The sequence below is a fragment of the Brevibacterium metallidurans genome, from assembly GCF_037101285.1.
Taxonomy (GTDB): Bacteria; Actinomycetota; Actinomycetes; order Actinomycetales; family Brevibacteriaceae; genus Brevibacterium; species Brevibacterium metallidurans.
The window spans coordinates 110,897-136,761 of the sequence record NZ_BAAAAF010000009.1 but is presented as its reverse complement, the minus strand read 5'-3'; the positions used below and the strand labels follow the sequence as shown (position 1 = coordinate 136,761).

Annotated in this window: 22 protein-coding genes and 3 tRNA genes; 13 read left to right on the top strand and 12 right to left on the bottom strand. The window is 69.0% G+C overall.

Translation table 11 applies throughout. The features are described 5' to 3' along the window. Positions 1-9: 9 nt before the first annotated feature. Complete coding sequence (locus AACX88_RS12225; RefSeq protein WP_009379044.1) at positions 10-1,545, bottom strand: alpha/beta hydrolase; 1,536 nt, start codon at positions 1,543-1,545, stop codon at positions 10-12. 59 nt (positions 1,546-1,604) lie between these two features. On the opposite strand from AACX88_RS12225, the gene menD reads away from it, so the two are divergent. Beyond that, on the top strand, positions 1,605-3,260 hold the full coding sequence (gene menD, locus AACX88_RS12220; RefSeq protein WP_205772007.1) for a 2-succinyl-5-enolpyruvyl-6-hydroxy-3-cyclohexene-1-carboxylic-acid synthase: 1,656 nt from the start codon (positions 1,605-1,607) through the stop codon (positions 3,258-3,260). Here menD and AACX88_RS12215 read toward each other — a convergent pair. Then, entirely contained in the window at positions 3,253-4,617 is a 1,365-nt protein-coding gene (locus AACX88_RS12215; RefSeq protein WP_095376751.1) for an isochorismate synthase, read from the bottom strand. The two genes, menD and AACX88_RS12215, sit on opposite strands and share 8 nt — an antisense overlap. 149 nt (positions 4,618-4,766) lie before the next feature. Here AACX88_RS12215 and AACX88_RS12210 point away from each other — a divergent pair, with 149 nt between their 5' ends. The 3 genes from AACX88_RS12210 to AACX88_RS12200 are packed head-to-tail and all read left to right on the top strand — an operon-like array spanning position 4,767 to position 7,793. Continuing rightward, positions 4,767-5,459, top strand: coding sequence for a demethylmenaquinone methyltransferase (locus AACX88_RS12210; protein ID WP_009379052.1), 693 nt, complete (start codon positions 4,767-4,769; stop codon positions 5,457-5,459). Continuing rightward, positions 5,456-6,757, top strand: coding sequence for a geranylgeranyl reductase family protein (locus tag AACX88_RS12205; protein ID WP_095376750.1), 1,302 nt, complete (start codon positions 5,456-5,458; stop codon positions 6,755-6,757). The genes AACX88_RS12210 and AACX88_RS12205 overlap by 4 nt, the downstream gene beginning before the upstream one ends. Positions 6,758-6,782: 25 nt before the next feature. Beyond that, positions 6,783-7,793 (top strand): polyprenyl synthetase family protein, encoded by a 1,011-nt coding sequence (locus AACX88_RS12200; protein WP_040342007.1) that lies wholly within the window; start codon positions 6,783-6,785, stop codon positions 7,791-7,793. Here the strand turns inward: AACX88_RS12200 and rarD are convergent, their stop codons facing one another. Beyond that, complete coding sequence (rarD, locus tag AACX88_RS12195) at positions 7,794-8,717, bottom strand: EamA family transporter RarD (protein ID WP_009379055.1); 924 nt, start codon at positions 8,715-8,717, stop codon at positions 7,794-7,796. A gap of 164 nt (positions 8,718-8,881) precedes the next feature. On the opposite strand from rarD, the gene AACX88_RS12190 reads away from it, so the two are divergent. Both AACX88_RS12190 and AACX88_RS12185 read left to right on the top strand, forming a co-directional pair. Beyond that, positions 8,882-10,294, top strand: a complete 1,413-nt coding sequence (locus tag AACX88_RS12190; RefSeq protein ID WP_131248330.1) for an FAD-dependent oxidoreductase — start codon at positions 8,882-8,884, stop codon at positions 10,292-10,294. Positions 10,295-10,318: 24 nt separating this feature from the next. Beyond that, positions 10,319-11,266, top strand: a complete 948-nt coding sequence (locus AACX88_RS12185; protein ID WP_063249220.1) for a GTP pyrophosphokinase — start codon at positions 10,319-10,321, stop codon at positions 11,264-11,266. 3 nt (positions 11,267-11,269) lie between these two features. On the opposite strand, the gene AACX88_RS12180 is transcribed toward AACX88_RS12185, so the two are convergent. Beyond that, positions 11,270-12,064: an alpha/beta fold hydrolase gene (locus tag AACX88_RS12180; RefSeq protein WP_231882176.1), complete on the bottom strand. Its 795-nt coding sequence runs from the start codon at positions 12,062-12,064 to the stop codon at positions 11,270-11,272. A gap of 45 nt (positions 12,065-12,109) precedes the next feature. On the opposite strand from AACX88_RS12180, the gene AACX88_RS12175 reads away from it, so the two are divergent. Further along, entirely contained in the window at positions 12,110-12,718 is a 609-nt protein-coding gene (locus AACX88_RS12175; RefSeq protein WP_009379063.1) for a TetR/AcrR family transcriptional regulator, read from the top strand. On the opposite strand, the gene metE is transcribed toward AACX88_RS12175, so the two are convergent. From metE to AACX88_RS12160, 3 genes are all read right to left on the bottom strand, one after another. Next, positions 12,700-15,024: a 5-methyltetrahydropteroyltriglutamate--homocysteine S-methyltransferase gene (gene metE, locus AACX88_RS12170; RefSeq protein WP_009379065.1), complete on the bottom strand. Its 2,325-nt coding sequence runs from the start codon at positions 15,022-15,024 to the stop codon at positions 12,700-12,702. The genes AACX88_RS12175 and metE overlap by 19 nt on opposite strands. 38 nt (positions 15,025-15,062) lie before the next feature. Beyond that, entirely contained in the window at positions 15,063-16,145 is a 1,083-nt protein-coding gene (locus AACX88_RS12165; RefSeq protein WP_009379067.1) for a methylenetetrahydrofolate reductase, read from the bottom strand. A gap of 203 nt (positions 16,146-16,348) precedes the next feature. After that, positions 16,349-16,840 carry a YajQ family cyclic di-GMP-binding protein gene (locus AACX88_RS12160; RefSeq protein WP_009379069.1) on the bottom strand — a complete coding sequence of 164 codons (492 nt, stop codon included), beginning with the start codon at positions 16,838-16,840 and terminating at the stop codon, positions 16,349-16,351. Between the two features lie 146 nt (positions 16,841-16,986). On the opposite strand from AACX88_RS12160, the gene AACX88_RS12155 reads away from it, so the two are divergent. Both AACX88_RS12155 and AACX88_RS12150 read left to right on the top strand, forming a co-directional pair. Next, positions 16,987-17,068, top strand: a tRNA-Tyr gene (locus AACX88_RS12155). 116 nt (positions 17,069-17,184) lie between these two features. Further along, complete coding sequence (locus tag AACX88_RS12150) at positions 17,185-17,709, top strand: DnaJ family domain-containing protein (RefSeq protein ID WP_063249204.1); 525 nt, start codon at positions 17,185-17,187, stop codon at positions 17,707-17,709. A 28-nt stretch (positions 17,710-17,737) separates the two neighbouring features. Here AACX88_RS12150 and AACX88_RS12145 read toward each other — a convergent pair whose 3' ends face one another. Together AACX88_RS12145 and AACX88_RS12140 are read right to left on the bottom strand one after the other, a co-directional pair. Next, the gene (locus AACX88_RS12145) at positions 17,738-18,949 is read right to left on the bottom strand and encodes an amidohydrolase (protein ID WP_131248329.1); all 1,212 of its coding nucleotides are present in this window, start codon (positions 18,947-18,949) and stop codon (positions 17,738-17,740) included. Beyond that, positions 18,946-20,118, bottom strand: a complete 1,173-nt coding sequence (locus tag AACX88_RS12140) for a hypothetical protein (protein ID WP_095376748.1) — start codon at positions 20,116-20,118, stop codon at positions 18,946-18,948. The genes AACX88_RS12145 and AACX88_RS12140 overlap by 4 nt, the downstream gene beginning before the upstream one ends. 190 nt (positions 20,119-20,308) lie before the next feature. Here AACX88_RS12140 and AACX88_RS12135 point away from each other — a divergent pair, with 190 nt between their 5' ends. The 3 genes from AACX88_RS12135 (at position 20,309) to AACX88_RS12125 (ending at position 21,383) form a co-directional block, all read left to right on the top strand. Further along, a complete protein-coding gene (locus AACX88_RS12135; RefSeq protein WP_131248328.1) occupies positions 20,309-21,109 on the top strand; it encodes a glycerophosphodiester phosphodiesterase family protein in 801 nt (266 codons plus the stop codon). 92 nt (positions 21,110-21,201) lie between these two features. Further along, positions 21,202-21,274, top strand: a tRNA-Thr gene (locus tag AACX88_RS12130). Positions 21,275-21,309: 35 nt separating this feature from the next. Further along, positions 21,310-21,383: transfer RNA gene (locus AACX88_RS12125), tRNA-Met, on the top strand. A 56-nt stretch (positions 21,384-21,439) separates the two neighbouring features. Here the strand turns inward: AACX88_RS12125 and AACX88_RS12120 are convergent. The 3 genes from AACX88_RS12120 to AACX88_RS12110 all read right to left on the bottom strand — a co-directional run bounded on the left by AACX88_RS12120 (position 21,440) and on the right by AACX88_RS12110 (position 24,986). Then, on the bottom strand, positions 21,440-21,868 hold the full coding sequence (locus AACX88_RS12120; protein WP_131248327.1) for a DUF1232 domain-containing protein: 429 nt from the start codon (positions 21,866-21,868) through the stop codon (positions 21,440-21,442). 264 nt (positions 21,869-22,132) lie between these two features. Next, positions 22,133-23,254: a DUF998 domain-containing protein gene (locus tag AACX88_RS12115; protein ID WP_131248326.1), complete on the bottom strand. Its 1,122-nt coding sequence runs from the start codon at positions 23,252-23,254 to the stop codon at positions 22,133-22,135. Next, positions 23,247-24,986 (bottom strand): condensation domain-containing protein, encoded by a 1,740-nt coding sequence (locus AACX88_RS12110; RefSeq protein ID WP_063249200.1) that lies wholly within the window; start codon positions 24,984-24,986, stop codon positions 23,247-23,249. Before AACX88_RS12110 ends, AACX88_RS12115 begins: the two co-directional genes overlap by 8 nt. A gap of 53 nt (positions 24,987-25,039) precedes the next feature. On the opposite strand from AACX88_RS12110, the gene AACX88_RS12105 reads away from it, so the two are divergent. Beyond that, positions 25,040-25,843, top strand: a complete 804-nt coding sequence (locus AACX88_RS12105; protein WP_131248325.1) for an alpha/beta fold hydrolase — start codon at positions 25,040-25,042, stop codon at positions 25,841-25,843. Positions 25,844-25,865 lie beyond the last annotated feature (22 nt).

Genomic DNA, 25,865 nt, shown 5'->3' with positions numbered 1-25,865 from the left:
CGGCTGGGATCAACTGTAATCGAGTGCTGACGGGTCCGTTCCGCGCGGGTGTGCCGATTCGGGCACATCGTCGTGCACATCCGACACACCTTCTGCAGGGTGCCCTGTCGTGTGGTCGTGCTCCTCTCGGATCGGCGTCTCCGGTTCCTCCGCGGAGGCGATGCGCACGGTCGTCACCTCCTCCTGACCGAGCGTCGTGAAGTGCTGTGTGCGCCGACCAGGGATGATGGGGTCGTGCATGGCTGCGGCGAGCCGCCCGGTGAACGTCAGCCGCCCCTTCTTGTCGGCCCGCTGGGGGTACTCGTTGACCCCGGTGGGACCGGTCACGGTGATGTCGTACTTCCCGCCCGGCTGGAACAGGCCGGGGGTGCGCACGCGGAAGCTTCCGGTCCCGGTGAGGGAGAAGCCGGCGGCGCTCACGGACCCGAAGCGGATGATCTGCGCTCGCCGCCGGGAGATCTCGACCCGCCAGCCGTGGATGTCGAAGAGCGCATGGCCGGTGAGGTAGGAGAATTCGCCGCCGTCGGCGATGCGGGAGTCCTCCCGGCGCCGGGACGGTCGCGAGCTCTCGTAGTTGCGGTGCCTCTCGAGCGTCGTCAGCCACGCCCCGAGCTCCCGCTGCCAGCTCGTCCAGTTGTGCAGGCCCGTCGTCCGCGGGAACCACGAGTGTCGGATGCCGAGCGCGTTGAGCCGGGCGGAGAACCGTTCACCCTGCTGGTTGACCATGGTCTCGAGGAGGTCGCGGTCCTTCGACTCCTCGAGGCTGCCGGAGCCTGCGGAGAACCACAGGTCGATGTCGCGGAGGTTCTCGGCGAGACCGTACGGCGAGTTCGCGATCCATTCGCTGCGGTCGGCCTCCCGGTCGCCGAAGAGCGTCATCGACCGGGCGCCCTCGCGCATCGCGATGATGTCGAAGGCGGGAACCGCGGAGAGCGGGTCGAGCGGGGAGGAGAACGCCGCGGCCGCCCCATAGCGGTCGGGATGCCAGGCCGCGTACTTCATCGCCCCGTACCCGCCCATCGACAGCCCCGCGAGCAGCTGGGAGTGTCGGTCGGTCTCGACCGAATAGGTCTTGGCGAGGAACTCGGGGATCTCCTTGGTGTGGAAGGTCGGCCAGTCGTGGACCTCGCTGCCGACCGCGACCCGCGAATACGTCCCGGCGCCCCCGTCGGGCATGACGACGAGGTAGGGGGAGTCGGCGGTGAGCTCTTCGGCGCCCCCGAAGTCCGTCCACGACCGGAAGTCGTCCCCGCCGCCGTGGAAGAGGTGGATGACGGGGCTGACCTCGGCGGGGATCCCGGGCAGGAGGACGCGGACCCCGACGGTGCGGCCGAGGGCGGGGGAGTAGAGGAAGAACTCCCTCAGCCTCGGCGAGAGCTTGCGTTTGTCGCGGATATGCCACTTGCGTGCGTCCTTGCCCCGCGGTTCGGGGCCGAGGAATGCGCTGTTCTGGTCACGGGCGGGGAAGCGGCCGCGGTACGAGCGGGCCGCCGTGAGGGATCGGACGGCGCGTGCTCCAACCGCGATGAGGATCGATCGGCGCATAGGTCGAGCGTAGTGGGCCAATGTGAACCTCAGGTGGGCAAGTGGTTGAATATCGGGTGATGTCGAATTCTTCCGCAGTGGCGCAGCAGATCGCCCGCAGTCTGGTCGCCTCCGGAGTCAGGGAGGTCGTCCTCGCGCCCGGATCGCGGTCGGCGCCCCTCGTCTACGCGCTCGCCCCCCTCGCCGAGGCGGGGGTGATCCGCACGCACATCCGCCTCGATGAGCGTGATGCCGGGTTCCTCGCCCTCGGTCTCGCCCGCGGTCTGCGGGTGCGCGGCAGCGAGTCCCCGGTCGCGCTCGTGACGACCTCGGGTTCGGCGGTTGCGAACCTCCACCCCGCTGTGCTCGAAGCCGCCTACGGTCATCTGCCGCTCATCGCGCTCACCGCCGACCGTCCGTCCCGCCTGCGCGGGACCGGGGCGAACCAGACGATCGACGATCAGGCCCACGTCCTCAGCGACGTCCGCGCCCGGTTCGACGTCCCCGCCGGTGACGCGGTCACCACCGCTGATGTGGAGGATGCCGTCGCCGAGGCGGTCGCCCGATCGATGGGCACCGCAGAGGGTGGGTCCACACCGTCCCTCCCGGGTCCCGTCCAGCTCAACGTCCAGTTCGACACCCCGCTCGTGCCCACCGCCGACGAACTCGAGGCGTGGACCTCCGAGATCGCTGGATTCGCCGGTGCTGATCCCGGACACGGGGACTCAAGCGTCGCGCGCGCGGACGCCCTGTCGCAGGCGGACCCGTCGGCCGGGAGCCCGACCGTCGATGTCACCCTCACCGAGGGCACCGTCATCGTCGCCGGTGACGCCGGTGGGCACGCAGCCGATACGCTGCGGGCGCTCGCCGAAGAGCACTCGCTTCCGGTGCTCGCCGAACCCTCGAGCCCGCTCGCGTTCGGCGCCCGGGACTCGGCGACCTTCGTCCCCGCCCATGCCCGGGTGCTCACCGACCACCCGGAGCTGGCAGGCGCGATCCGCACCGTCATCGTCCACGGCAAACCGACCCTGACAAGGCCCGTGGCAGCACTGCTCGCCGACACCTCGGTGTCCGTCAAGCGCGTCCCCGACGACATCGATGCGCACCTCCTCACCGTCACCGGCGAGCAGCGCGACGGCGGTGCTTGGGTGCGCGACTGGGTCGAGGCGGGCAACGCCGCCGTCGGGGCCGTCCGGGACGCGCAGTCCGCGCAGACCGCACGCGCGATCACCGAACACCTCGCCGCACAGGACATCACCCTCTTCGCCGCGAGCTCGAACACCATCCGCTACCTCAGTGAGGCCGTCGACGTCCGCGCCCGCGTCCACGCCTCGCGCGGTCTGGCCGGCATCGACGGTCTCGTCTCAACCGCGACCGGGCTCTCCCTCGGACTCGGGGAGCCCGTCGTCCTCCTCATCGGGGACGTCGCGATGCTCCACGACGTCGGCGGCCTGCTCACCCCCAGCGCGGAGGAGGCTGGTGCGGTGACGATCGTCGTCCTCAACGACGACGGCGGCGCGATCTTCTCCGGGCTCGAGCATTCCCAGCCGCATGTCGCGCCCTACCTCGAGCGGTACTTCACCGTGCCCCACGGCAGGGGATTCGGCGACCTCGCCGCGGCCTACGGGTGGGAGCACACTCAGGTGAGCGACCTCAGCGCTTTCGAGGCGGCCCTCTCCGGTGCGCGCAGCGCCGGCGACGAGGCGAGGCGCATCATCGAAGTCCGCCTCAGATGAGACCGAGCGCCCTCCGCATGGGGGCGAACTTCGCCTCGGTCTCGGCCACCTCGGCGACGGGATCGGAATCGGGCATGATCCCGGCACCGGCGAAGAGTCGGATCCGGTTGCGGTCCTCGAGCTGTCCGCACCGCAGGGCGATGCCGAACTGACCGTTGCCGCGGTCGTCCATCCAGCCCACGGGACCCGAGTAGCGGCCCCGGTCGAGGGGTTCGAGCTCGTCGACGAGGGCCACGGCGCTCGCCTGCGGGTACCCGCCGACCGCGGCCGTCGGGTGGACGGCGGCGGCGACGTCGAGGGCGTTGAGGCCGGAGTCCTCGGGCAGGTGGCCGGTCGCGTCGGAGGCGGAGTGGATGACGTTGGCCAAGGGCAGGAGGTGGGGGCGGTCGTCGACGGAGACGTCGGCGGCCACAGACCCGAGGCTGCGCTGGAGGGAGGCGATCGCGAACGCGTGCTCGGTGCTGTCCTTGTGCGCGCTGAGCAGCTTGCGGGCCTGCGCCATCTCCGCGGTCGGATCCTCCTCCACCCGGTACGTGCCCGCGAGCACGCGTGAGGTCACCCGCCCGTGCTCGACGCCGATGAGCAGTTCGGGGGTCGCACCGATGAGACCGGCGATATCGAAGGTCCAGCAGCTCGGGTAGCTGCGGTTGAGCGCGCCGAGGACCGACCGGACGTCGATCTCGTCATCCGTGGTGACGACCTCGTCGCGGGCGAGGACGACCTTGCGCAGGGTCGCATCATCGGAGGCGGGATCCACCTCGGCGGGGGAGCCGACGGGGGTGAGCATCGCCGAGACGGTGGCCACAAGGTCCGCCCACGTGTCCTCGTCGAGGTCACCGGGGGACTCGCTCGCCGAGGTGACGGGACGCAGCGCCTCCTCCCTGAGCACCGGGGGAACCGGGGTCGCGCCCTCCGCGGCGATCGTCGTCATCCACACGCGACCGCCTCGGCGGCCGAGGACGAATTCGGGGATGTGGAGGAGGGAGTCGACCTCGGAGTCCTGGGAGTAGGTGACGGTCGCGAAGCACATCAGCCCCGACCCGAGGTGGTCGACCTCGTCTTCGATGACGGCGGCCGCGGTGATCGCCTTCCACGCGTCCGAGAGCTCGGTGAACCGGTTCCGGCCGCGGGCGCGGATGCGCAGGGTCCGTCCGAATCCGATGAGCCCCGAGGTGTCGCGGACCCAGCAGGAGAACGCCGAGGTGGGCAGCAGCGCCAGCGTCTGCTCGACGGTGGTGGGCAGTCCGGATTCGAAGGGGAATCCGGGACCGGGGTCGACGTCGTCGACGAAGCGGGAGCGGACGGTGAGCCGGGGGGTGTCCGCGGTGATGTCGGAGGAGGAGAGCGTCGTAGTCATGTCACGCTCACTCTAACCGAGGCGGCATCAGGGGACCCTGGGGGTCCCCGCCCTGTCCGCCGGCCCCGTCGTCGGCTGTGTCGAGTCGCACACGGCCGAGTGTGACCGCGGATTCGCCCGCAGCCACATCGTGTTGAGACAATGAGGCCATGAACCGTGCCCAGCTGGACAAGCAGCCTGCTGACGTCGCCTCGATGTTCGACGATGTCGCCTCCCGATACGACCTCACCAACGACATCCTCTCCCTCGGGCAGGCGCGGTCCTGGCGTCGCACCGTCGCCTATGCCGTGGCCGCCGGCCCCGGAGAGAAGGTCCTCGACCTCGCCGCAGGCACCGGCACGTCGTCGATGGCGTTCACCCATCACGGCGCCGAGGTAGTCGCCGGTGACATCTCCGAGGGCATGCTCGCCGAGGGCCGCCGCCGGCACCCGAAGATCGACTTCGTCTATGCCGACGCCCTCGATCTGCCCTTCGATGACGAGACCTTCGACGTCGTGACGATCTCCTTCGGCATCCGCAACGTCCACGACGTCGACCGTGCCCTTGACGAGATGCGCCGGGTCCTCAAGCCCGGGGGCCGCCTCGTCGTCTGCGAGTTCTCGACGCCGACGTTTGCGCCCTTCAGCGTTGTGTACAAGGAGTACCTCATGCGGGCCCTGCCCGCCGTCGCGACCGCCGTGTCCTCGAACCCCGAGGCCTACGTCTACCTCGCCGAGTCGATCCGCGCATGGCCCGACCAGGACGCGTTCGCCGTCCAGATCCGGGACGCCGGATTCGACCAGGTGAAGTACCGGAACCTCTCCGGCGGCATCGTCGCGGTCCACCACGCGCTCAAGCCGTGAACGAGTTCGACGCCGACGTCGTCATCGTCGGGGCCGGTCCCGCCGGATCGGCGCTCGGAGCGTACCTCGCCCAGGCCGGCCATGACGTCGTCATCCTCGAGAAGTCCGGTTTCCCGCGCGACAAGATCTGCGGCGACGCCCTCACCCCGCGCGCGGTCAAGGAGGTCGGGTACCTCGGTCTCGAGACTCCCGAATCCGAGGGCTGGCATCGCAATCGGGGACTGCGCCTCATCGGCGGCGGCCACCGCCTCGAGATCGACTGGCCCGACATCGACGGCACCCCGAACTACGGTCTGACCCGACCCCGGATGGGCATGGACGAAGCCTTCGCCCGGCATGCGCAGCGCAGCGGGGCCAGACTCTTCGAACAGGTCAAAGCGCTGGGTCCCGACATCGGCGAGGACGGCTGGGTCCGCGGAGTCCACGCCACCGGCACCGACCACCGGGGTCGCCGGGTCGGCCCCGACGCGCACTTCCGCGCCCCGATCGTCGTCGCCGCCGATGGCGTCTCCTCCCGTCTCGCCGTGGCCATGGGTCTGGAGAAGCGCGACGACCGCCCGATGGGGGTGGCCGTGCGCGCCTACCATTCCTCGCCGAGGCATGCCGACGAGTACATCGAGAGTTGGGTCGAGATGCGCTCGACGAACCCGGCCGGCGAGTCCGAGGTGCTGCCCGGCTACGGCTGGCTCTTCCCCATGGGCGACGGGACGATCAACATCGGCGCCGGACTCCTCGACTCCTCACCCCAGTTCGGCTCCGTCGACCTGCGGGCCGTGATGCGGGAGTGGATCGCCGACATGGGCGAGGAGTGGGGGATCGACGCGTCGACGGAGATCGGTCCGATCAAGTCCGCGGCACTGCCGATGGCGTTCAACCGCACCCCGCACTTCCATCGCGGCCTCCTCCTCATCGGCGACTCCGGGGGCATGGTCAACCCGTTCAACGGTGAGGGCATCGACTACGCCCTCGAGTCCGCCCGCCTGGCCGCCGAGGTGATCTCCACCTACGCCCGGTATCCGGAGTCGATCATGCGGGAGAGGCTCGCCGAATACCCTGCGCTCGTCGGGGATTCGCTCGGGCGTTACTTCACCCTGGGCCGAGTATTCTCTGCGATCATCGGCCACCCGTCGCTGATGCACTTCGGAATCAAGTACGGTATGGGTGTTGATGTTGTGATGGAGTTCGTCGTTCGACTGCTGGCGAACCTCTACCGCGACCCCACGATGTCCGAGGCCGATCTCATCGATCGGGTGATCGCAGGACTCACCCGGATCGTCCCGGCCACGAGCAATGCCTGACCCAGTGACTATGAATGACGAGGACATGAGCCACCTAGCCTCCCCGGTGACGTTCATCGGCGCCGACGCCCAGCTCGCGGCCGACATCTCGACTCAGCTCGAAACCGTCGAACGCCGCCTCTACGAGGTCACGGATCAGACCAGGAAGCTTCCCGACACCGCGTCGAAGCACCTGCTCGCCGCCGGCGGGAAACGGGCCCGTCCGAACCTCGTGCTGCTCACCGCCCGCCTCGGCGAACCTCACTGCGACGAGGTCATCGAGGCAGCGGTCGCCGTCGAGCTCATCCACCTCGCCTCCCTCTACCACGACGACGTCATGGACGACGCTCCCGTGCGCCGGGGCGCACCCGCCGCTCATGAGGTGTGGGGCAACTCCGTGGCCATCCTCACCGGGGACCTCCTCTTCTCGAAGGCCTCGCTCGTCACCGCGGGCCTCGGTCCGGAGGCTGTGAAGATCGAGTCGGAGACGTTCGAGCGCCTCGTCCTCGGCCAGCTCGCCGAGTTCGCCGGGCCCACTCCCGATGAGGATCCGATCGGGCACTACATCGACGTCCTTGCCGACAAGACGGGGTCGCTCATCGCCGCCTCTGCGCAGTTCGGGGCGATGTTCTCCGGCGCCGATCCGGCGCTCGTCGATCCCGTGCGGATCTTCGGTGAGCGCGTCGGTGTGGCCTTCCAGCTCGCCGATGACATCATCGACCTCACGACGACGGGCAGCCAGTCCGGGAAGACCCCGGGCACCGACCTGCGCGAACGCGTGCCCACTCTGCCCGTGCTCTACGTCCGTGCCGCAGCTGCCGATGGGGACGCCGAGGCGGCTCGGGTCGCCGAACTCCTCGACGCCGATCTCAGCTCGGATGCCGCCCTCGAAGAGGCACGGGCCGCGCTGGCCGCGCATCCGGTCACCGAGGCCGCCCGCGCCGAGGCGGTGCGCTGGGCGGAATCGGCGAAGGAGGCTCTCGCGCCGCTGCCGGAGGGCATCGTCAAGGAGTCCCTGTTCGAGTTCGCCGATTCCGTGGTCTCGCGCTCGCGCTGATCACTCCGACGTCAGCGGCCTTCGGCTGTGGCGGACCATGTCCGTGCACAGGAGGATGACGGCGATCCAGATGATGAGGAACCCGATCCACCGGGTCGTCGACATCGCCTCGCCGAGGACGGTGACGCCGATGATGAACTGGAGCGTCGGGGCGATGTACTGGAGCATCCCGATCCACGACAGGGGGATCCGCCTGGCGGCAGCGCCGAAGAGGATGAGCGGAATGGCCGTCACCGGTCCAGTCGCGAGGACGATGATGACGTGGAGCGGTCCGAACCCGGTGAACGTCTGCGCCCCCTGCGAGCCCAGCCAAGCCAGCCAGGCGAGGCTGGGCACCGCGAGGATCGCGGTCTCGACCGTCATCCCCTCGAGCGCCCCGACCTTCGCGCCGACCTTGTTCTTCACCAGCCCGTAGAACCCGAATGAGAGCGCCACGGAGAACGCGAGGTAGGGGAAGCGGCCGAGCCCGAGGCCGACGACGATGACGGCGACGAGACCGAAGCCCACGGCAGCCCACTGCAGGGGCCGCAGCCGCTCACCCAGGAAGACGACGCCGAGGCCGATCGAGATGAGCGGGTTGAGGTAGTAGCCGAGCGAGATCTCGACGAGGTGGCCGGTGTCGATGCCGTAGATGAACGTCGTCCAGTTGATTGCGATGAGCACGGCCGCCAGGGCGAGCAGCCAGAACGTCCGACCTGACCGCACGACCTGCCAGGTGCGCGCGAAGCCGCGGGCGAATACGAGGAGGATCGTGCAGAACACGAGCGCCCAGATCACGCGGTGCGCGACGAGTTCGAGAGCGCCGGTCGGTGCCGCCGCGGCGAAGAGCAGGGGGAGGAGACCCCAGAGCAGGTAGGCGGACGTTCCGTAGATGAGGCCGAGGCGACGGAACGCGCTCTCGTCAGGGGCGGCAACAGTGTTCACAAGGAGAGTCTAGGGTTCTCCCAGCAAACTGTGGGAGTGGTCTGCCACGCGGGACGCAGAGCGCTCATTGGGACTGACGGGCCGGTGCGAGTTTCGTCACGTCTGTGTTAGGGATACCTACATCGGCGATAGAATTGACCTCGATTGTCTAGAGAGGTGTGAGAATGACCCGTCCTTTCCGTGTGGCTATTGTCGGTGCCGGTCCCGCTGGGATCTATGCGGCTGATCTGTTGACGAAGGCTGAGCGTGATTTCGAGGTCAGCATCGATCTCTTCGAGCGACTCCCAACCCCGTTCGGTCTGGTCCGCTACGGGGTGGCTCCGGATCACCCCAGGATCAAGGGCATCATCAACGCCCTGATCAAGGTCCTCGACCGGGGAGACATCCGGATGTTCTCCAACGTCGACTACGGAGTCGACATCACCCTGGACGAGCTCACCGATCGCTACGACGCCGTGATCTTCTCCACCGGCTGCTTCGTCGATGCCTCGCTGGACATCCCCGGCGTCGACCTCCCCGGTTCCTACGGTGCCGCGGACTTCGTCAACTGGTACGACGCGCACCCCGATGTGAGCCAGGACTGGCCGCTTGAGGCTGAGCAGGTTGCGGTCATCGGCAACGGCAACGTCGCACTCGACGTCGCGCGCGTGCTTGCCAAGCAGGCCGATGACATGCAGGTCACGGAGATCCCCGATCATGTGTATGAGGGTCTGAAGTCCTCGAAGGTCACCGACGTCCATGTCTTCGGGCGCAGGGGCCCCGCGCAGGCGAAGTTCACCCCGCTCGAGCTGCGGGAGCTGGGCCATGTCGCCGACGTCGATGTCATCGTCTACCCGGAGGACTTCGAGTTCGATGAGGGGTCGATGGAGGCGATCGAGTCATCGAATCAGGTCAAGCAGGTGGCGAAGACGCTGACCGATTTCACGATGCGCGAACCCACCGGAGCCAAGCGTCGGCTGCATCTGCACTTCCTCCATGCCCCCGCGGAGATCCTCGGCGATGGGAAGGTCGAAGGTCTGCGCACGGAGCGTCAGGAGCTCGACGGGACGGGCAACGTCCGCGGCACGGGCGAGTTCGTGGACTGGCCGGTACAGGCGGTCTACCGCGCCGTCGGCTATGCCGGCTCCGCACTGCCGCAGCTGCCCTTCGATCCGCGCCGCGGGGTGATCCCGAACCATGAGGGTCGCGTCGTCGACGCCGTGGATCAGAGTGAGGCGGCCGAGTCCGATGTCGTCGCCGGCGTCTACAGCACCGGGTGGATCAAGCGGGGCCCGGTCGGCCTGATCGGTCACACGAAGGGTGATGCCCTCGAGACGATCACTCACATCCTCGCCGACCGCGCCGCCGGTGTACTGGCCGAGCCGGTCGCTCCCGCCGAGGACTCGATCGTCGAACTGCTGGAGTCCAAGGGCGTCGAGTTCGTCGACTGGCAGGGCTACCACCGCCTCGATGCCGCCGAACGGGCCGCCGGAGCGCTCGAGGGCCGTGAACGGGTGAAGATCGCCACCCGTGAGGGGATGCTCGCCGCCGCCCGCGACCACGCCGCAACCGCCTCGGCGCCGGTCTCCGGTCACTGAGCCGCCGTCACCGAACCTCTCATCGTGAACGCCGATTCCGACCTCCGTCGACACGTCGATGCCGCCTACGCCCAGCGGTACGACGTGTGGGAGGCGACGGCGACGCGGATCAAGGCCTGGCTCAAGGAGCAGCAGCGGGGCCTGCTCAAGGACAAGGACATCTCCCGCCTCGACGTCGACGGTCACCGGATCAAGGATCCGGCACGGACCCTGGCCAAGCTCGCTGAGAAGGTCGCCGCCGAACCGGACATCACGGTCACCTCGGCGGAAGACGTCGAGGACCAGATCAGGGACATCGTCGGCGTCAAGGTCCTCTGCAAATCCCCGCGTGATCAGAAGATGATGTTCGACTCCCTGCGGGACCCCGAACAGCTGGGGTCGTTCGTCCTCATCGAGGAGAAGAACTACGTCGACCGGCCCAAGCCCAGCGGCTACCGGGCCTGCCATGTCACGCTGCGCATCCCCGGCGATCACGGCGAGCCGGTGTTCGCCGAGATCCAGGTGAAGACCCGACTCCAGGACGCGTGGGGCGAGCTCACGCATGAGGACATGTACAAGCCCGGCGCGGCGATGAAGCCCAGTGAGCTCCACGGCGAGTTCGCCCGCGCGATGGCGAATATGCTCGCCACCGTCGACGAGATGGCCGACACCCTGGCCGTTGAACTCTCGGCCCTGACGAATCCCGAACCGGAGCCGGACCTCATCGCCGCAGTCGTCGAGCGTGCGGCCATCGATGTCCGCGTCCGCGCGACCGGACCGAAATACGCCCTCGCCGTCGATGCCGCCGGCCGCCAGGGACTGATCCCCGCGTTCGCCGTCCGGGAGCTCAGCGGTGAGAAGGGCACGATCAAGGTCAGCGACTTCGTCTCCGTCGACGATCGCCTCCGCGCCACCGTCGAAGAGGACTCCAAGGGCCTCTACTACATCCCCATCGCCCTCGCCGGGGACACCGGAGAATCCCAGGCCGGCTGAGGCTCAGGCGAGCCGGTCGACGAGGGCAGCGAGCCCGTCCGGGTCCTCGAGATGGGCCATGTGCCCCTGACCGGGCAGGGTATGGACTCGAGAACGCGGCGTGCGGGCAAGCACATCGTCCACCGTCGTCCCGTAGGGTGCCTCGCCGAGGTTGTCCCCGCCGACGATGAGATCGATCCTCTCGGCCCGCTGGGCGAATTCCTCCGGCACTGGGGCGGTGCCGATTGCGAGGACTTCGGGGGAGAGGGGGCGAGCAAGGGTGCGGAGTCTCTCCCATGCGCGAGGATCAGCGCGCAGTCGGGCGATGTGCTCATCGTCGAATCCCGAGATGTCGCGGTTGACGATCTCGACGGATGCATCCCAGTCGGCGGCAGCGTGGGCGCGCTCGAGTGACGGCAGGGCCGGGGCACCGAACGGTGCCATCACGGGCTCGTAGGCGATGAGGTGGTCGAGGCTGCGCTCGTTCGCGCTGTGGAGGGCGACGAGTCCGCCGAAGCTCCACGCGAAGACCCGCCGGGCCCCGAACTCATCGAGGACCGCGTCGAGGTCGGCCACCTCAGCGGCGATCGAATGCGGCGAGGGCAGAGGCGTCGACGGCGGTCGCCCGCGACGATTGATCACCGCGACGACCGGCCACGACCGCAGCGCCGCGGCGAACCTCCGCCACGCATGGGAATCGCTCATCACCCCGGGGAGGACGACGAGCGTCCTCGCCGACGCCCGTGTGTGGGGCCGATCGGCGTAGACGTCGACGACGATGCGTCCGCCGTCAGGCAGCCGCATCTCTTTCTGAATCATCTGCTCCATAAATTGATTATGAAGCATCTGCTCTAGAATTCAAGGATGATCCGCGGACGGCCACCTGAATTCGATCGAGAGCACGCACTGCTCGAGGCTGCTCGCCTGTTCTGGCGGCGCGGCTACAGCGGAACGTCGACGCGGGCCCTGACCGCGGCGATCGGGATCTCAAGCTCGAGCCTCTACTCGGCGTTCGGCAGCAAGGCGGGTCTCTTCGCCGAGGCGGTGGAGGTCTACGCGGACCGGTACGCCGAGATCTACCGCAGCGCCGTCGCTGCCGATTCCATCGGCGAGGTCGTCGACGAGCTGCTGCGCGAGTCGGTCATCGAATTCACCCAGGACCCCGCGGAGCATCCGGGGTGCATGGTCACCAGTGCGATCATGACGGATTCGGCCGAGACCATCGAGGCTGCCGGACACATCGCCGCCATGCAGGAAGAGGGCGCGCGTCTGCTCGAAGAGCGATTCGCCCGGGGGCTGGCTGCCGGAGAGCTCGTCGCCGGCTCCTCCCCGACAGCGCTGGCCGACGCCGTCCAAGCCGTCTGGCACGGTCTCTCAGCCCAGTCGAACCAGGGAGTGGGCCGCGACCGGCTGCTGGCAGCTGCCGGAATCGCGACCCACGCCCTGAAACAGACCTACACGGCAGTCGGCTGAGCCGCACCGATCCTCGCCAGCGCCGCATCCCGGGCGGTGACGAGGTTCGCCAGGGCCGCCTCGACCTCGGCGTAGCCACGGGTCTTGAGTCCGCAGTCGGGATTGATCCACAGGCGGCTCGCATCGACGCTCTGCAGGGCCGAGTCGACGAGTTCGGTGAGCTCCGCGACGCTCGGCACCCGCGGCGAGTGGATGTCATAGACGCCCGGACCGATGCCGCGGTCGAAGTCCGCCTCGGAGATGTCGGCGAGCACCTCCATCCGGGACCGTGCCGCCTCGATGCTCGTGACGTCGGCGTCGAGGGCGTCGATCGCCTCGATGATCTCTCCGAACTCCGAATAGCACAGGTGCGTGTGGATCTGCGTCGCCAGTGCCGCATTCGCCGCGACGAGGCGGAACGCCCGCACGGACCAGTCGAGGTAGGCGGGCCGGTCGACGCGGCGCAGCGGGAGGAGCTCGCGCAGCGCGGGTTCGTCGATCTGGATGATCCCGATGCCCGCCTCCTCGAGGTCGGCGACCTCGTCGGCGAGTGCCAGGGCGATCTGATCGGCGGACTCGGCGAGGCTGATGTCCTCCCGGGCGAACGACCACGCGAGGATCGTCACTGGGCCGGTGAGCATGCCCTTGACCGGGAGTTCGGTGCGCGAGGCGGCATACGTCGACCAGCCGACGGTGATCGGGGTGGGACGCGAGACGTCGCCGTAGAGGATCGGCGGCCGGACGCACCGGGATCCGTACGACTGGACCCAGCCGTTCTCCGTCGTCGCGAAGCCGTCGAGGTGCTCGGCGAAGTACTGGACCATGTCGTTGCGCTCGGGTTCGCCGTGGACGACGACATCGAGGCCGATGCCCTCCTGGAGGGCGACGACGCGGTCGATCTCGGCGCGCATGATCGCCTCGTACCCGGCGTCGTCGATCCGTCCGGCACGATGGTCGGCGCGGGCACGCCGGACCTCACGCGTCTGCGGGAACGACCCGATCGTCGTCGTCGGCAGCACCGGCAGGTCGAGGCTCGCCTGCGCGGCGAGCCGGTCGGCGTACGCGCCGCGCCTGCCATCATGGTCGCGCAGCGCCGCGGTGCGGTCTGCCACCGCAGGGTTGTGCACCGTCGTCGATTCGGCCCTCGTGCGCTGCGCCCGGTCGGCGCGGGCGAACGCACTCTCACGGCTCTGCCTTCCCTCGGACAGCGCCGCGGCCAGCGCCTCGACCTCGGTGACCTTCTCCTCGGCGAATGAGAGCCAGGTCGCGACATCGACCGGAAGCGCGGGTTCGTCGGCGACGGTATGGGGGACATGGAGCAGCGACGTCGACGTCGACACGCTCACCTCGGGCTGCGGCAGCGACCGCAGGGTCTCCAGGCTCGCCGTGAGGTCGTTCGCCCACACATTGCGGCCGTCGACGATGCCGGCGACGAGGCGCACGGACGACGGCACCGCCTCGGCGAGGCGATCGACGTACCCGGGATCGAGCGTGCGGGCGGCCGGGGAGAGGTCGACGCCGAGCGCCCCGATCCCGGAGTCCGCCAGCGCGGGCAGGCCCGCCCGCAGCGATCCGTACGGGGCGGTGACGAGGAGCCGGGAGTGGGGGAGGGCCGAGGTCAGCGTCGCATAGGTCCGGGCGGCCGCCTCGGCGAGCTCTTCATCGGAGTACTCCCCGGAGTCGGTGACGAGGGCGGGTTCGTCGAGCTGGATCCACTCGACGCCGGCGGCGGAGAGGATGCTGAGGACGTCGAGGTAGACCGCGGTGAGCTCGTCGAGGCGCTCGAGCGGCGAGGTCGCCGTCCCGGGCGCCGTCTTCGCCAGGGTGAGGAGGGTGAGAGGGCCGACGAGGACGGGCCGGACGCGATGCCCGGCGGTCCGCGCCTCGGAGACGAGGGTGAGCAGGTGCTGGGGGTGGGCCTTGAACGTCGTCGCGTCCTCGAGCTCGGGCACGAGGTAGTGGTAGTTCGTGTCGAACCACTTCGTCATCTCCAGCGGGGAGCGGTCGGCCGTGCCACGGGCCAGGGCGAAGTACTCGCCGAGGTCGAAGTCCGTGCCCGTCGTCGCCGAGGGGATGAGCCCGACGGTGAGCGCGGTGTCGAGGACGTGGTCGTAGTGGCTGTGGGTCGCGGGGATCGCGTAGTCCTCGGTGAGGCCGAGTTCGCGCAGCCGGTGGTAGGTCTGCACCCGCAGGGAGCGGGTCGTCTGTGCGAACTCGCCGGTGTCGATGCGCCCGGCCCAGAGGGATTCGAGTGCGGTCTTGAGTTCGCGGCGGCGTCCGATGCGCGGGTAGCCGGTGATCGTGGCGGCAGGGAACGGGGTGGTCATGTCTCTCCTTCGGTGGTGGTGACGTGGTTGTGCGGCGGTCAGGACGGTTGCGGGGCGGACGCGGGCACCGGGGCGGGTGCCGAGTCGAGGCGGATGCCCAGGCGGTCGAGCATCTCGAGGAGGTCGAGCGTGGTCGCCTGGTCGTTGAACGTGTAGATGTGGAGTCCGTCGGCGCCGCCGGCGAGGATCGCGGCGATGTGCTCGGCGGTCATCTCGAGGCCGATGCGGCGAGCGGTCGCGGGATCCGCCGCGCCGTCGAAGCGGCGGAGCAGGTCATCGGGCACGGCCAGACCGGAGAGGCGGCTCATCGTGTGCAGTCGTCGCGGATCGGTGACGGGGAGGACGCCGGGGATGAGGGGGATCGTGATCCCCGCGAGTTCCGCCCGGCGCCGCAGGTCCGCGTACGCGCGCGGGTCGAAGAAGAGCTGGGTGATGGCGAAATCTGCGCCGAGGCGCTGCTTGGCCGCGAGCACGTCGAGGTCCTCGTCGGAACCGGAGGATTCGGGATGCCCGGACGGGTACGCGGCGACCCCGATCCCGAGCCGTCCCGCAGCGAGCCGGGCGGTGTTCGCGGATTCGATCTCGCGCAGCAGGTGGACGAGGGCGTCGGCGTGGGGGAGATGGCCGTCGGGCACCGCGGTCGCACCGTCGGGGAAGTCCCCGCGGATCGCGAGGAATCCGCGCACCCCGACGCCGAGGAGGTGGTGGATCCACGTGGTCAGCTCGGCGCGGGTGCCCGCGGTGCAGGCGAGATGGGCGAGCGGGCGCAGGTGCGTGGTGGCGGTGACGAGGCGGATGAAGTCGGCGGTGCCGTGCAGCCAGCCGCTCTTCGCCGAGCTCGTCACCGCGAGATAGTCGGGTGCGAGGGTGTCGAGTTCGGCGAGCAGCGCGGGCAGGGTCGCCGCCTGGGCCTGTGAGCGGGGTGGGATGACTTCGAAGGAGAGCGCGAGCCGGCGCGGGCGCTCGGCGTCGAGGTCGGTCTCGAGGGCGTTCTCCGGCGCCGAGGCGGATGTGCGCAGCCGTGGCCTGCCGGTGAGGGAGGGACCGATCGGGGGTCGCTGGGCGACGTCCCGGAAGGTCGAATCGAGTGTGGGGTCGGCGTGGGTGAGTGTCGTTGACATGCCGTCATCGTGCCAAGCCCCTCGCCGAGGCGGTGGGGAAGCCGATGATCGGTGTCACGGTCCGACACACACCGGTCGCAGTCGGTCGCGGAAGGTCACGGGACGACGGATTCCGTCATCTGCCGCGTCGACCGATGTGGGCCGGATATACGGCAGCGCCCGGCTCGACGAGGGCGAGCCGGGCGCTGTGGGGTGTCGGTGGTTCAGCGGTAGTTGGTGAACTGGAGGTCGACATCGAGGTCCTTGCCCTTGAGGAGGGCGATGACCTCCTGGAGGTCGTCCCGCTTCTTCGAGCTCACGCGCAGTTCGTCCCCCTGGATCTGCGCCTTGACGCCCTTGGGGCCCTCGTCGCGGATGGTCTTCGAGATCTTCTTCGCCTCGTCCTTGTCGATGCCCTCCTTGAGGGAGGCGTCGATGCGGTACTCCTTGCCCGAGGGGTAGGGGTCGCCGTCGTCGAGGGACTTGAGCGAGATGCCGCGCTTGACGAGCTTGGACTGGAAGACGTCGAGGATCGCCTTGACACGGTCCTCGCTGTTGGCCTTCATGAGCACGGCTTCACCGCTCCACGCGATCGAGGCGTCGGTGCCGCGGAAGTCGTAGCGGGAGCCGACCTCCTTCGCGGCCTGGTTGAGGGCGTTGTCGGCCTCCTGTCGATCGACCTTGCTGACGATATCGAATGACGATTCGCTGGCCATGTGCGCTCCTTTGTCATAGATTGCGATGCCGGTCTGTTCTGCGCAGAAGTCTAGTCGAGTGATCCTGCTGTGACCTGCGTCAACCGAGTTGGCAATCGCGTCACGGGCCTAGTATTCTTCTTGAGTGCTCTTCGAGCGCGCACTGCGGCAGATTGCCCGAGCGGCCAAAGGGAGCTGACTGTAAATCAGCCGGCATTGCCTTCGCAGGTTCGAATCCTGCATCTGCCACGCAGAACCACAGGGCCCGACGCACAGCGGAAACGCTGAGCGTCGGGCCCTGTGACGTTGTCACACCGCTGTGCAGCCCCTACGTGGAAGGACGACCGTCTGCGGGGGGAGGGACCATGGAGAAGAAGGAACCGCCTCGGCGGATCAACTCACTCTCCGATCGCACCGAGATCGTCGAATCCGCCCTCGACCGCGCGATCAAGCGCGGCGACTTCGACGACCTGCCCGGCATGGGCAAGCCGCTGCGCGGCCTCCACAACTCCGAGGATCCCGACTGGTGGATCAAGCAGAAGCTCGATTCCGAGGACATCAGCGGTGTCGCTCCGGCAGCCTTCCAACTGCGCAAGGAGAACGCCGTCCTCGAGGACACGCTCGATGAGTTCGCTCGCGAATCTGATGTCCGCGCCTACCTCGCCGGGTTCAACGCCCGCGTCCGGGAGGCGATCATGGACCTGCGCGGCGGCCCTCCCGTGTTCACCCCTCCCCGTGACATCGACGCCGAGGTGATCGCCTGGCGTGCGCGCCGCGTCGCCGCCCGTGAGGCAGCGGAAGGAGCCGGTGAGCAACCCGGTGATGCGACGCCGGCACCCGACTCTGCCGCCAAGCCGCGGTGGTGGCACCGCTGGCGTCGACGGCGCTGACGCCGGTCTCGGGGAGGGGCGCCCGAGGTCAGGAGCGAGCAGCGGCGACGAGTCGCCGGGCCGCGAGATGGGCGAGCACGACGGCCTGCTCGGCGAGGACGGAGTCGTCGAAGACGACGAACGGCGAATGGTTGTCGCCCTGCCGCTCCTCGGGCACGTCGCTCCGCTTCGCCCCGATCATCATGTACGTGCCCGGCACCTGGTCGAGGACGAAGGAGAAGTCCTCGCTCGGCATGATCGGATGCGCGAGCACCTCGACCCGTTCGGGCCCAAGCAGGTCCCGCAGCTCGTCGAGCACCCACGCGGTCTCAGCGTCGTCATTGACCGTCACCGGGTACTGGACCTCGAACTCCACCTCGGCGGTGCATCCATGGGCTGCGGCGATGCCTTCGGCAAGCTGCCGCGACCGATCCCGCACGGTGGCCAGGGACTCCTCGGACAGGGTGCGCACGGTCGCCCCGAGCGACGCCTCGGCGGGGATGACGTTGACGGCCTCGCCGGCACTCAGCTGGGTCACGCTCAACGCGATCGGGTCGAAGACGTCGATCCGGCGACTGACCATGGTCTGCAGGGCGGTGACGATCTCAGCGAGGGCGGGCACCGGATCGACCGCGCTCGTCGGCTGTGACCCATGTCCGCCGCGCCCGCGGACGGTGATGCGCAGGACGTTCGACCCGGCCTGCAGGGTTCCTGGCCTCGTCGAGACGATCCCGCGCTCGCCGACGTGGACGTGGACTCCGAACGCGGCGACGGCCCGGGATCCGGCGGCGTCGAGGACGCCCTCGTCGATCATCACCGAGGCCCCGTTGTACCCCTCCTCGCCTGGCTGGAACATGAAGACGACGTCGCCGGCCAGCTCTGCCCGTCGGGCCGCGAGCAGTCGCATCGCCCCGACGAGGCCGGCGGTGTGGAGGTCGTGCCCGCACGCGTGCATGTTCCCGTTCGTCGCCGCGAACGGCTCGTCGGTGGCCTCGGCGACGGGCAGGGCATCCATGTCACCGCGGAGCAGGACCGCGGGCGCCTGCGCCGGACGCTCGGGGTGGGAGCCGCGCAGCACCGCGACCACCGAGGTGGTGCCCTCACCCGTCGTCACCTCGACGTCGAGACCGGCGATCGCGTCGAGCACAGCCGCCTGGGTGCGGGGCAGGTCGAGGCCGACCTCGGGGTGGGCATGGAGGTCGCGGCGCAGGGTCTGGAGGTCGGGGAGGAGGTCGGCCGCCTCGGCGAGGAGATCGCTCACAGCAGGGAGACGAGGATGCTGGCGATGACGACGGAGCCGGCGCTCACCGAGGTGAATCCGCCGACGAGCATCGGCGGGAGCATGACGTTGAGGAGGGCTTCCTTCTCGTCGTCGTCACGGGCGATCGACCGGGCGACCTCGTTGGTGAGCAGGTAGTCGGCGGGGAAGCCGTACATCGCGGTCAGGGCCACCGACATGCCCAGCGGGGCCTTCCATCGGAGCAGCTTCGTGGCGATGAATCCGCCGATGACGATGCCCGCGCCGCCGACGATGAGGATCGCGATCGTCGGGAGGAACGCGCGGATGACGTCGTCGACGGAGGCGGCGACGAGTGGGGCCATGACGATCGCGATGACACCGGCCATGGCGATGCCGAAGGAATTCGAGCGCTCCATCGCCTTGTCGGGGGAGAGCCCGATCGCGGTGGCGAGGATGCCGAGGATGAGCGCGAGGATCGAGGACGGGATGTGGGTGGGGATTGCGAGCAGGGTCGCGACCGTACCGCCGACGAGGACGAGGAAGAGCATGAAGAGCTGATTGTCGACGAGGTAGCCCGGCAGGGTGACGAGCTTCTTCTTCGTCGCCGCCTGAGCCTCCTCCTCGTGGTGGGCGAGGGCGAGTTCGTGGAGTTCGCCGCTGTCGCGCAGCTTCGTCGCGTACCGGCGCAGGAGGAAGTTCGTCAGCGGCATCGACGGCAGCGACTGGAGCATGAGGACGAGGGCGGGGAGGACGATGATCGACGAGGCGGCGCCCGCCGCGGTCAGTCCCTCGGTGGTGAGGCTGGTGGCGACGATGCCGCCGGCGAGCGGTCCCGAACCGGCGACGAAGGTCTCGAACCCGAAGAGCGGAGCGACAACGGCGAGGATGAGGAGGACGGCGACGAGCATGCCGGAGACCGCGATGATCACCGAGCGCCACTGCTTGAGCATGATCCGCAGCGGGATGAGCGTGCCCATGTGGAAGAGCAGCGGGGCGACGAGGATCGTGTAGATCTGGACGAGCATCGAGTCGTCGACGACGGACTCCGGGACGATGCCGAGCTTCGCGAAGATGAAGACGCCGAGCATCGCGACGAGGAGGCTCGGGATGCGCGCCTTCGACCAGATGGAGACCAACTCGCCGAGAGCGATGAAGGCGAGAAGGATGGTGGCGGCGAAGATAGCCTCCATGACGGACCTTTCGACAGGCTGCGATGGAACGAGTCGCCGGCGACAGCAGGGCGTGTGAAGCAACTCACTGCACCGTAGGCTACTCCGCCGTTTCGCCCCATCAGACGTAGTCGTCCACGATGCGAGACCTGCGAAGGGTGCGCCTGAGGGGCTGGGCGGATTCGTCCGGACAGGGAATTAGGGTGGAGGCATGAGCTTTCTCCAGTTCCTGCGCGCGCGGGGCATCGCCGAGCGTCCCGGGTCGGGAACCCGGCCGCTCGTCATCGCCCACCGCGGCTATTCGGCAGTGGCCCCTGAGAACAGCCTCGCGGCCGTCGATGCCGCGCGAGCGCTCGGCGTCGACTTCATCGAGGTCGACGCGTCGACGAGTGCCGACGGGGTGCCGGTGATCATCCATGACCCCGACCTCGACCGGACGACGAACCGCAAGGGCCCCGTCGTCAGCCTCACCGCCGAGGAGCTCTCCTTCGTCGATGCGGGTTCGTGGATGGGGCCCGGGTTCACCGGTGTGCGGGTGCCGACTCTGGCCGCGGTCATGCGCGACATCCAGCATCGCGGGGGCGAGCTCCTCCTCGAGCTCAAGGGGGAGTGGTCGCCGGGCGCCGTCGCGCGGATCTCCGAACTCGTCGTCGAGACCGGAACGGCCGATCGCATGGTCGTCCAGGCCTTCAACACCGACACGCTCGCCACCTGCCGGGACCTGCTGCCCATGGTCACCCGGTTCCTGTTGCGGATGGTGCCCCGGCCGGAGGACATCGCCACGGCGCGCAACCTCGGCGCGGTGGCGATCAACCCGTCGTACCGGGGATTCTCGCTGCGGAAGTCCGTCGTCGCCGAGATCAGGGACAACGGCCTCGGCGTGTTCGTATGGACGGTCGATGAGATGAACGAATGGCGTGAACTCCTCGACGCCCAGGTCGACGGCATCATCACAAACCATCCGGGACGGCTCCAGGGCTTCCTCGCCGGGCGCTTCGACCCGGTGAAGTAGGCCGGTGGCGACGGCGGACGACGGTCTGTGAGTGAGGTCACCGGGAGCGGATTTGCCCCGGTCGCGCTCAGCCGTGTAAATTCTTACCTGTTGCCCCGATAGCTCAGTCGGCAGAGCATCTCCATGGTAAGGAGAAGGTCAAGGGTTCGATTCCCTTTCGGGGCTCTCGTGCCGCGTGAAAACGCGACGCATGCGATCGAGGCGCGGTAGCTCAGCTGGTTAGAGCGCACGACTCATAATCGTGAGGTCGGGAGATCGAGCCTCCCCCGCGCTACTCGATAGGCCCCTCACCTGGTGTTCCATCAGGGAGGGGCCTTTTTCGTGCGCGTGTCACCTTCGGTTGCGCCGCGCCGCACCGGTCAGTGTCAGCAGGCTCTGCAGTCCCGCGTCGGTGCCGGGCCAGTGCCGCTCGACGCTTTCGAGACCGGCATGGCCGATCGCCCACCGGAGGACGAGGGCGATCGCGACGGCATCGTCGGCGTAGCCGAGGACGGGGATGAAGTCCGGGACGAGATCGATCGGCAGCGCGAGGTAGACGAGCAGGCCGCCGAGCATCCAGCGTGTTCCCCGAGGTGTCCGCGGGTCCGCCGCCAAGCGTTTGACCAGGCGCATCACGTCGGGGACGAGGCGGACGATCTCCTTCCAGTCGACCGACCGACCCATGCGGCGCGACTGGACCCAGAGGACGGCGATGAGGGCGACCCAGAGGAGGAGCAGACCGGCGACGATCGAGAGGACGATGACGAGCCAGTCGGGCATGGAGCACTCCAGTTCTCAAGGACAGGATCCGAAGGAGATTGTAGACCGGAGAGCGCATCCGGGTGGGATGAGTCCGATTCGAGGGGAGTCGTCGGTTCGCGATCCGAGCGATCGGGACCAGACGAGTCGGTTTGCGCCGGATCGGTCGGGTCGCGACCCGATGCATCCGGCGGAAAGTGAATCGAAGCCGTGGGCGGGGGTCGACGGTGGCGGGGCGTGCCGATGGTGGGGGTCCGCCACGGGTCGGGATGTCGCCGGTGGCGGTCAGCCGGTGGTCGGTGCCTCCGCGTACGCCTGGGTCGTGCGGGCGAGGAGGAAGAGCCACGCGAAGAGCACGCCGGCCGCCATGGTCTCCATCCCGGTGAGGTTGTAGTAGCCCACCGGCACCCAGAGCACGATGGCTGCGGCGACCGCGGCGACGACCGCGAACGAGGTGACGGTGAAGTCCTTCGGCAGACCCGGCGCGAGTCGGAGCAGCGTGAGGAAGAAGGCGAGGAAGGAGACGACCATGCCCGCCCCGGCGCTGACGTGGACGGGGAAGTTCACCGCGTCGGGGACCGAGCCGACGACGATCATGCAGATGCCGATGGCAGCGAATTCCCAGGTGAGGATCGTGATGCGGCGAGGGTCGCGGATGCCGCGGTGGCGCAGCCCCAGGGCGATGTCGTGCCCGATGTGGTTGGCGAGCGTGGTGAGCAGGAGGCCGGCGATCTGCAGCGAGATGTTGAACTGGTACCCGTTGATTCCCGTGTCGTTGCCCAGACGGGAGAAGTGGAACTGCCACCACGTGGCCTCCGGGGACTGGATCATACTCGCCAGTGTGCCGAGGAACAGATCGGCGACGACGAGGCCCACGACGACGACACTCGTCACCTCGTCGGCGATGATCACCGCGAAATAGGCGCACGCCGCCGCGGCCGCCCCGGCGAGTGCGGCGCCGCCGAGCGGATCGACCGTGAGCCCGCGGAAACCGAGCTGGAAGACCTGGAAGACGGCGTGGACGATGATGCTCGCCACCATTGCCACCGCTGAGATCAGGGCGATGAGGTCGATGATGCGCTTGACCCATGGCAGCCTCCGCCGCCATGCGAGATCGGGCCGTCTGCTGCTGCGCAGATAGGAGAGGGCGAACCCGAGCCCGGACGCGACGGAGGCGGGCCACGCTGCGAGGGCTCCGAGCGAGTCGGCCCCGCCGAGCGGCAGCCGTTGTCCGGCCATGACGAGGACGACGACGATCGCGGTGAGGACGAAGGCGACGACTGCGAAGCGAGTGGCCAGCGATTCGAGGCGGGTCTGCGGTGACCTCAGCGTCAGCGGTGCCTCACCCCGGCCGCGACCCGTGGTGAGAAGCCGGGGACCGCCTCGGCGGGGTGCGGACTCAGCCATCGGAGTCGTCACTCAGACGAAGGACGAAACGACCCTGTTCCGGGGTGTAGCCGAGGTCGGTGACGAGTTCGCGGTCGACCTCGGTCGTCATCTGGGTGAGGTCCGCGCCGCGGTTGATCCCCTGCTCGTGGACCCACCTGAGCATCGCCGCTCCGATGTCGGAGGTGATCGCGCGGAAGCCGGCGACCTCGAGGCGCAGCGTCCCGCCCTGGGAGAACCCGGGAACGAAGGTGAGCTCCATCGTCCCGACCACCGCACCGGATGCGTCCCGGACGACGGCGAGGTAGTGCGAGCGGTCCCGGGTGATCGCCGCGTGGAGGCGGTCGCGCACCTCCGTGCTCGGCATCTCCTCGCCGAGGAGGTCGAGGATCGCGGGGACATCGGCGCGCTTCGCTCGCGAGACCCGGAACTGCTCACCGTCGACGTCGAGGACATCGCCGACCGAGTGGGCGGCGATGTCCTGCATCCGTGCGACGAGGGCGTCGAGCCACCCGCCGACGTTCGCCCGTGCCTCCTCGGTGTCAGGATACCGGCAGCGCAGGTGCAGACCGTTCTCGTCGAGGATGAACCACAGCATCACCCCGTCGGTGCGGATCGTCGCCCCGACGTACTGGGCGTCGAGCCCCGTCGAGTCGATCCGGACCGGAAGCCTGCGCAGGTCGAGCCACGAGATCGCGAACATCCCCGGGGCCTCGGGCATGCCGCCCCACGGGGCGAGCACCTCGGCGAGGGGATGCGAACCGAGTTCGATGGCCTCGCGCACCGACCGGGAAGTCGCCTGCGGGGCGGGATCGGTGACTTCGAGGACGGAGTTCGTGATGAACCAGCCGACGGCGTCGTTCCACTTCTCCTCGAAGCGGCTGTGGACGGGGAAGACCGCGCGCAGCGGGGCACCGCTGACCGTGCGGGTGACCTCCGCCATCGCCGAGAGCGCCAGGGTGAGCGTCGAGACGCCGTCGGCTCGCGCCTGCGCGGAGAACGCGGCCGAGGAGTGGACGTCGAAGACATCGCGGACCTCGACGCGTTCGAGGTGGGCGGCGGCCTCACCGAGGGGGAGGGGGAAGCGCGGCATGAACCCGTCACCGGCCTCGAGGATCTCGCGCCACCGCCTGCTCACCTCGGGCGGCGGGGGACCGGGCTCGGACAGGGCAGCCGTGTGCTCGGCGAACTCGGGGGCGGCGTCGAGGGCCGGGGCGACACCGGAGGAGATCGCGGCCAGCGCCGAGAGGAGGTCGCGGGCGATGACGAGCATCGACCACATGTCGACGTGGGCGTGGTCGGCGCCGATGATGACCGTCGATCCGGCAGCGGTCTCGAGGACGCAGAGACGATGGGACGGGCGGGCGAAGGGGGTGCACGCCTCATCGAGCACCTCGCGCAGGGCGTCGTTGACGGCCTGGCCCTGGGCGATGGGGTGCTCGCGCCAGCGACCGGAGAGGAGCGCGATCTCGCCGAGGGCGAGCTCACCGGATTCGTCGGTGGAGAAGGCCGACCGCAGCGTGCCGTGGCGTTCCATCACCGCCCACCACGCGGACGCGAGGTCGTCGCGGTCGACGTCGCCGGGCAGCTGCAGGGACAGCGCCATCCACGAGCCGGGTCTCGACCCCGCTGAGACGTGGCGGCGCTGGTCGAACGAGATCGGCAGCCGGCGTTCGGGGGGACCCGCCTCGACGTCGTAGCCGTAGAGACGACCGAAGGGCAGCCGCAGGTGAGACACGTTGGTCAGACGCATGCCGCTACTCTAACGTGAGAGGCACCGCAGTGGGCCGACAGCCGGGAGGGCACGTGATTCATCGTCTCGATGGTGCTGACATCGCCGCGGAGCTCTCCGATGAAGGCGGCGCCCCCGTCGTCCAGCTCCACGGACTCACCTCATCCCGGGCGCGCGACAGGGTGCTTCAGCTCGATCTCGGGGTGGGGCTGAGCGGAACCCGGCTGCTGCGCTACGACGCCCGCGGACACGGCCTCTCGACGGGCCGGCCGGTCGCCGAGGACTACCGGTGGCCGAGCCTGGCCGAAGACCTTCTCGCCCTCCTTGACATCCACTTCCCCGGGGAGCGGGTCCACGGCGTCGGACCCTCGATGGGCGCTGCCACCCTCCTCCACGCTCTCATCCTCGACCCCGACCGCTTCTCGGGACTCACCCTCGTCGTGCCCCCGACTGCATGGGAGACGCGTCCGGCCAAGGCCGAGGTCTATCGGCAGGCCGCGGATCTCATCGAGGGCGGCGGCTTCGATGAGTACCTCGCAGCCAGTGCCCAAACTCCGCAGCCGCCGACGCTCGCCGACGCGCCGAGCACCCGACCTGAGGTGCCGCTGCCGCTCCTTCCCGCAGTCCTGCGCGGTGCCGCCGGCAGCGACCTGCCCGATCCCGCACGACTCGAGGGGCACGCGATTCCAACGCGGATCCTCGCGTGGGTCAACGACCCCTCCCATCCGCTGGCGACCGCACAGGGCCTGCATGCGCTGCTGCCCGAGTCCCGGCTCACCGTCGCCCAGACCCCGACCGACCTCGTCTCCTGGCCGCAGATCCTCGCCGAGGAGGTCGCGCGCCACGGGGTCTGGCCCGCTGGTTCCTCACCCGCCTAGACTCGGACCCAGGACCCGAGGT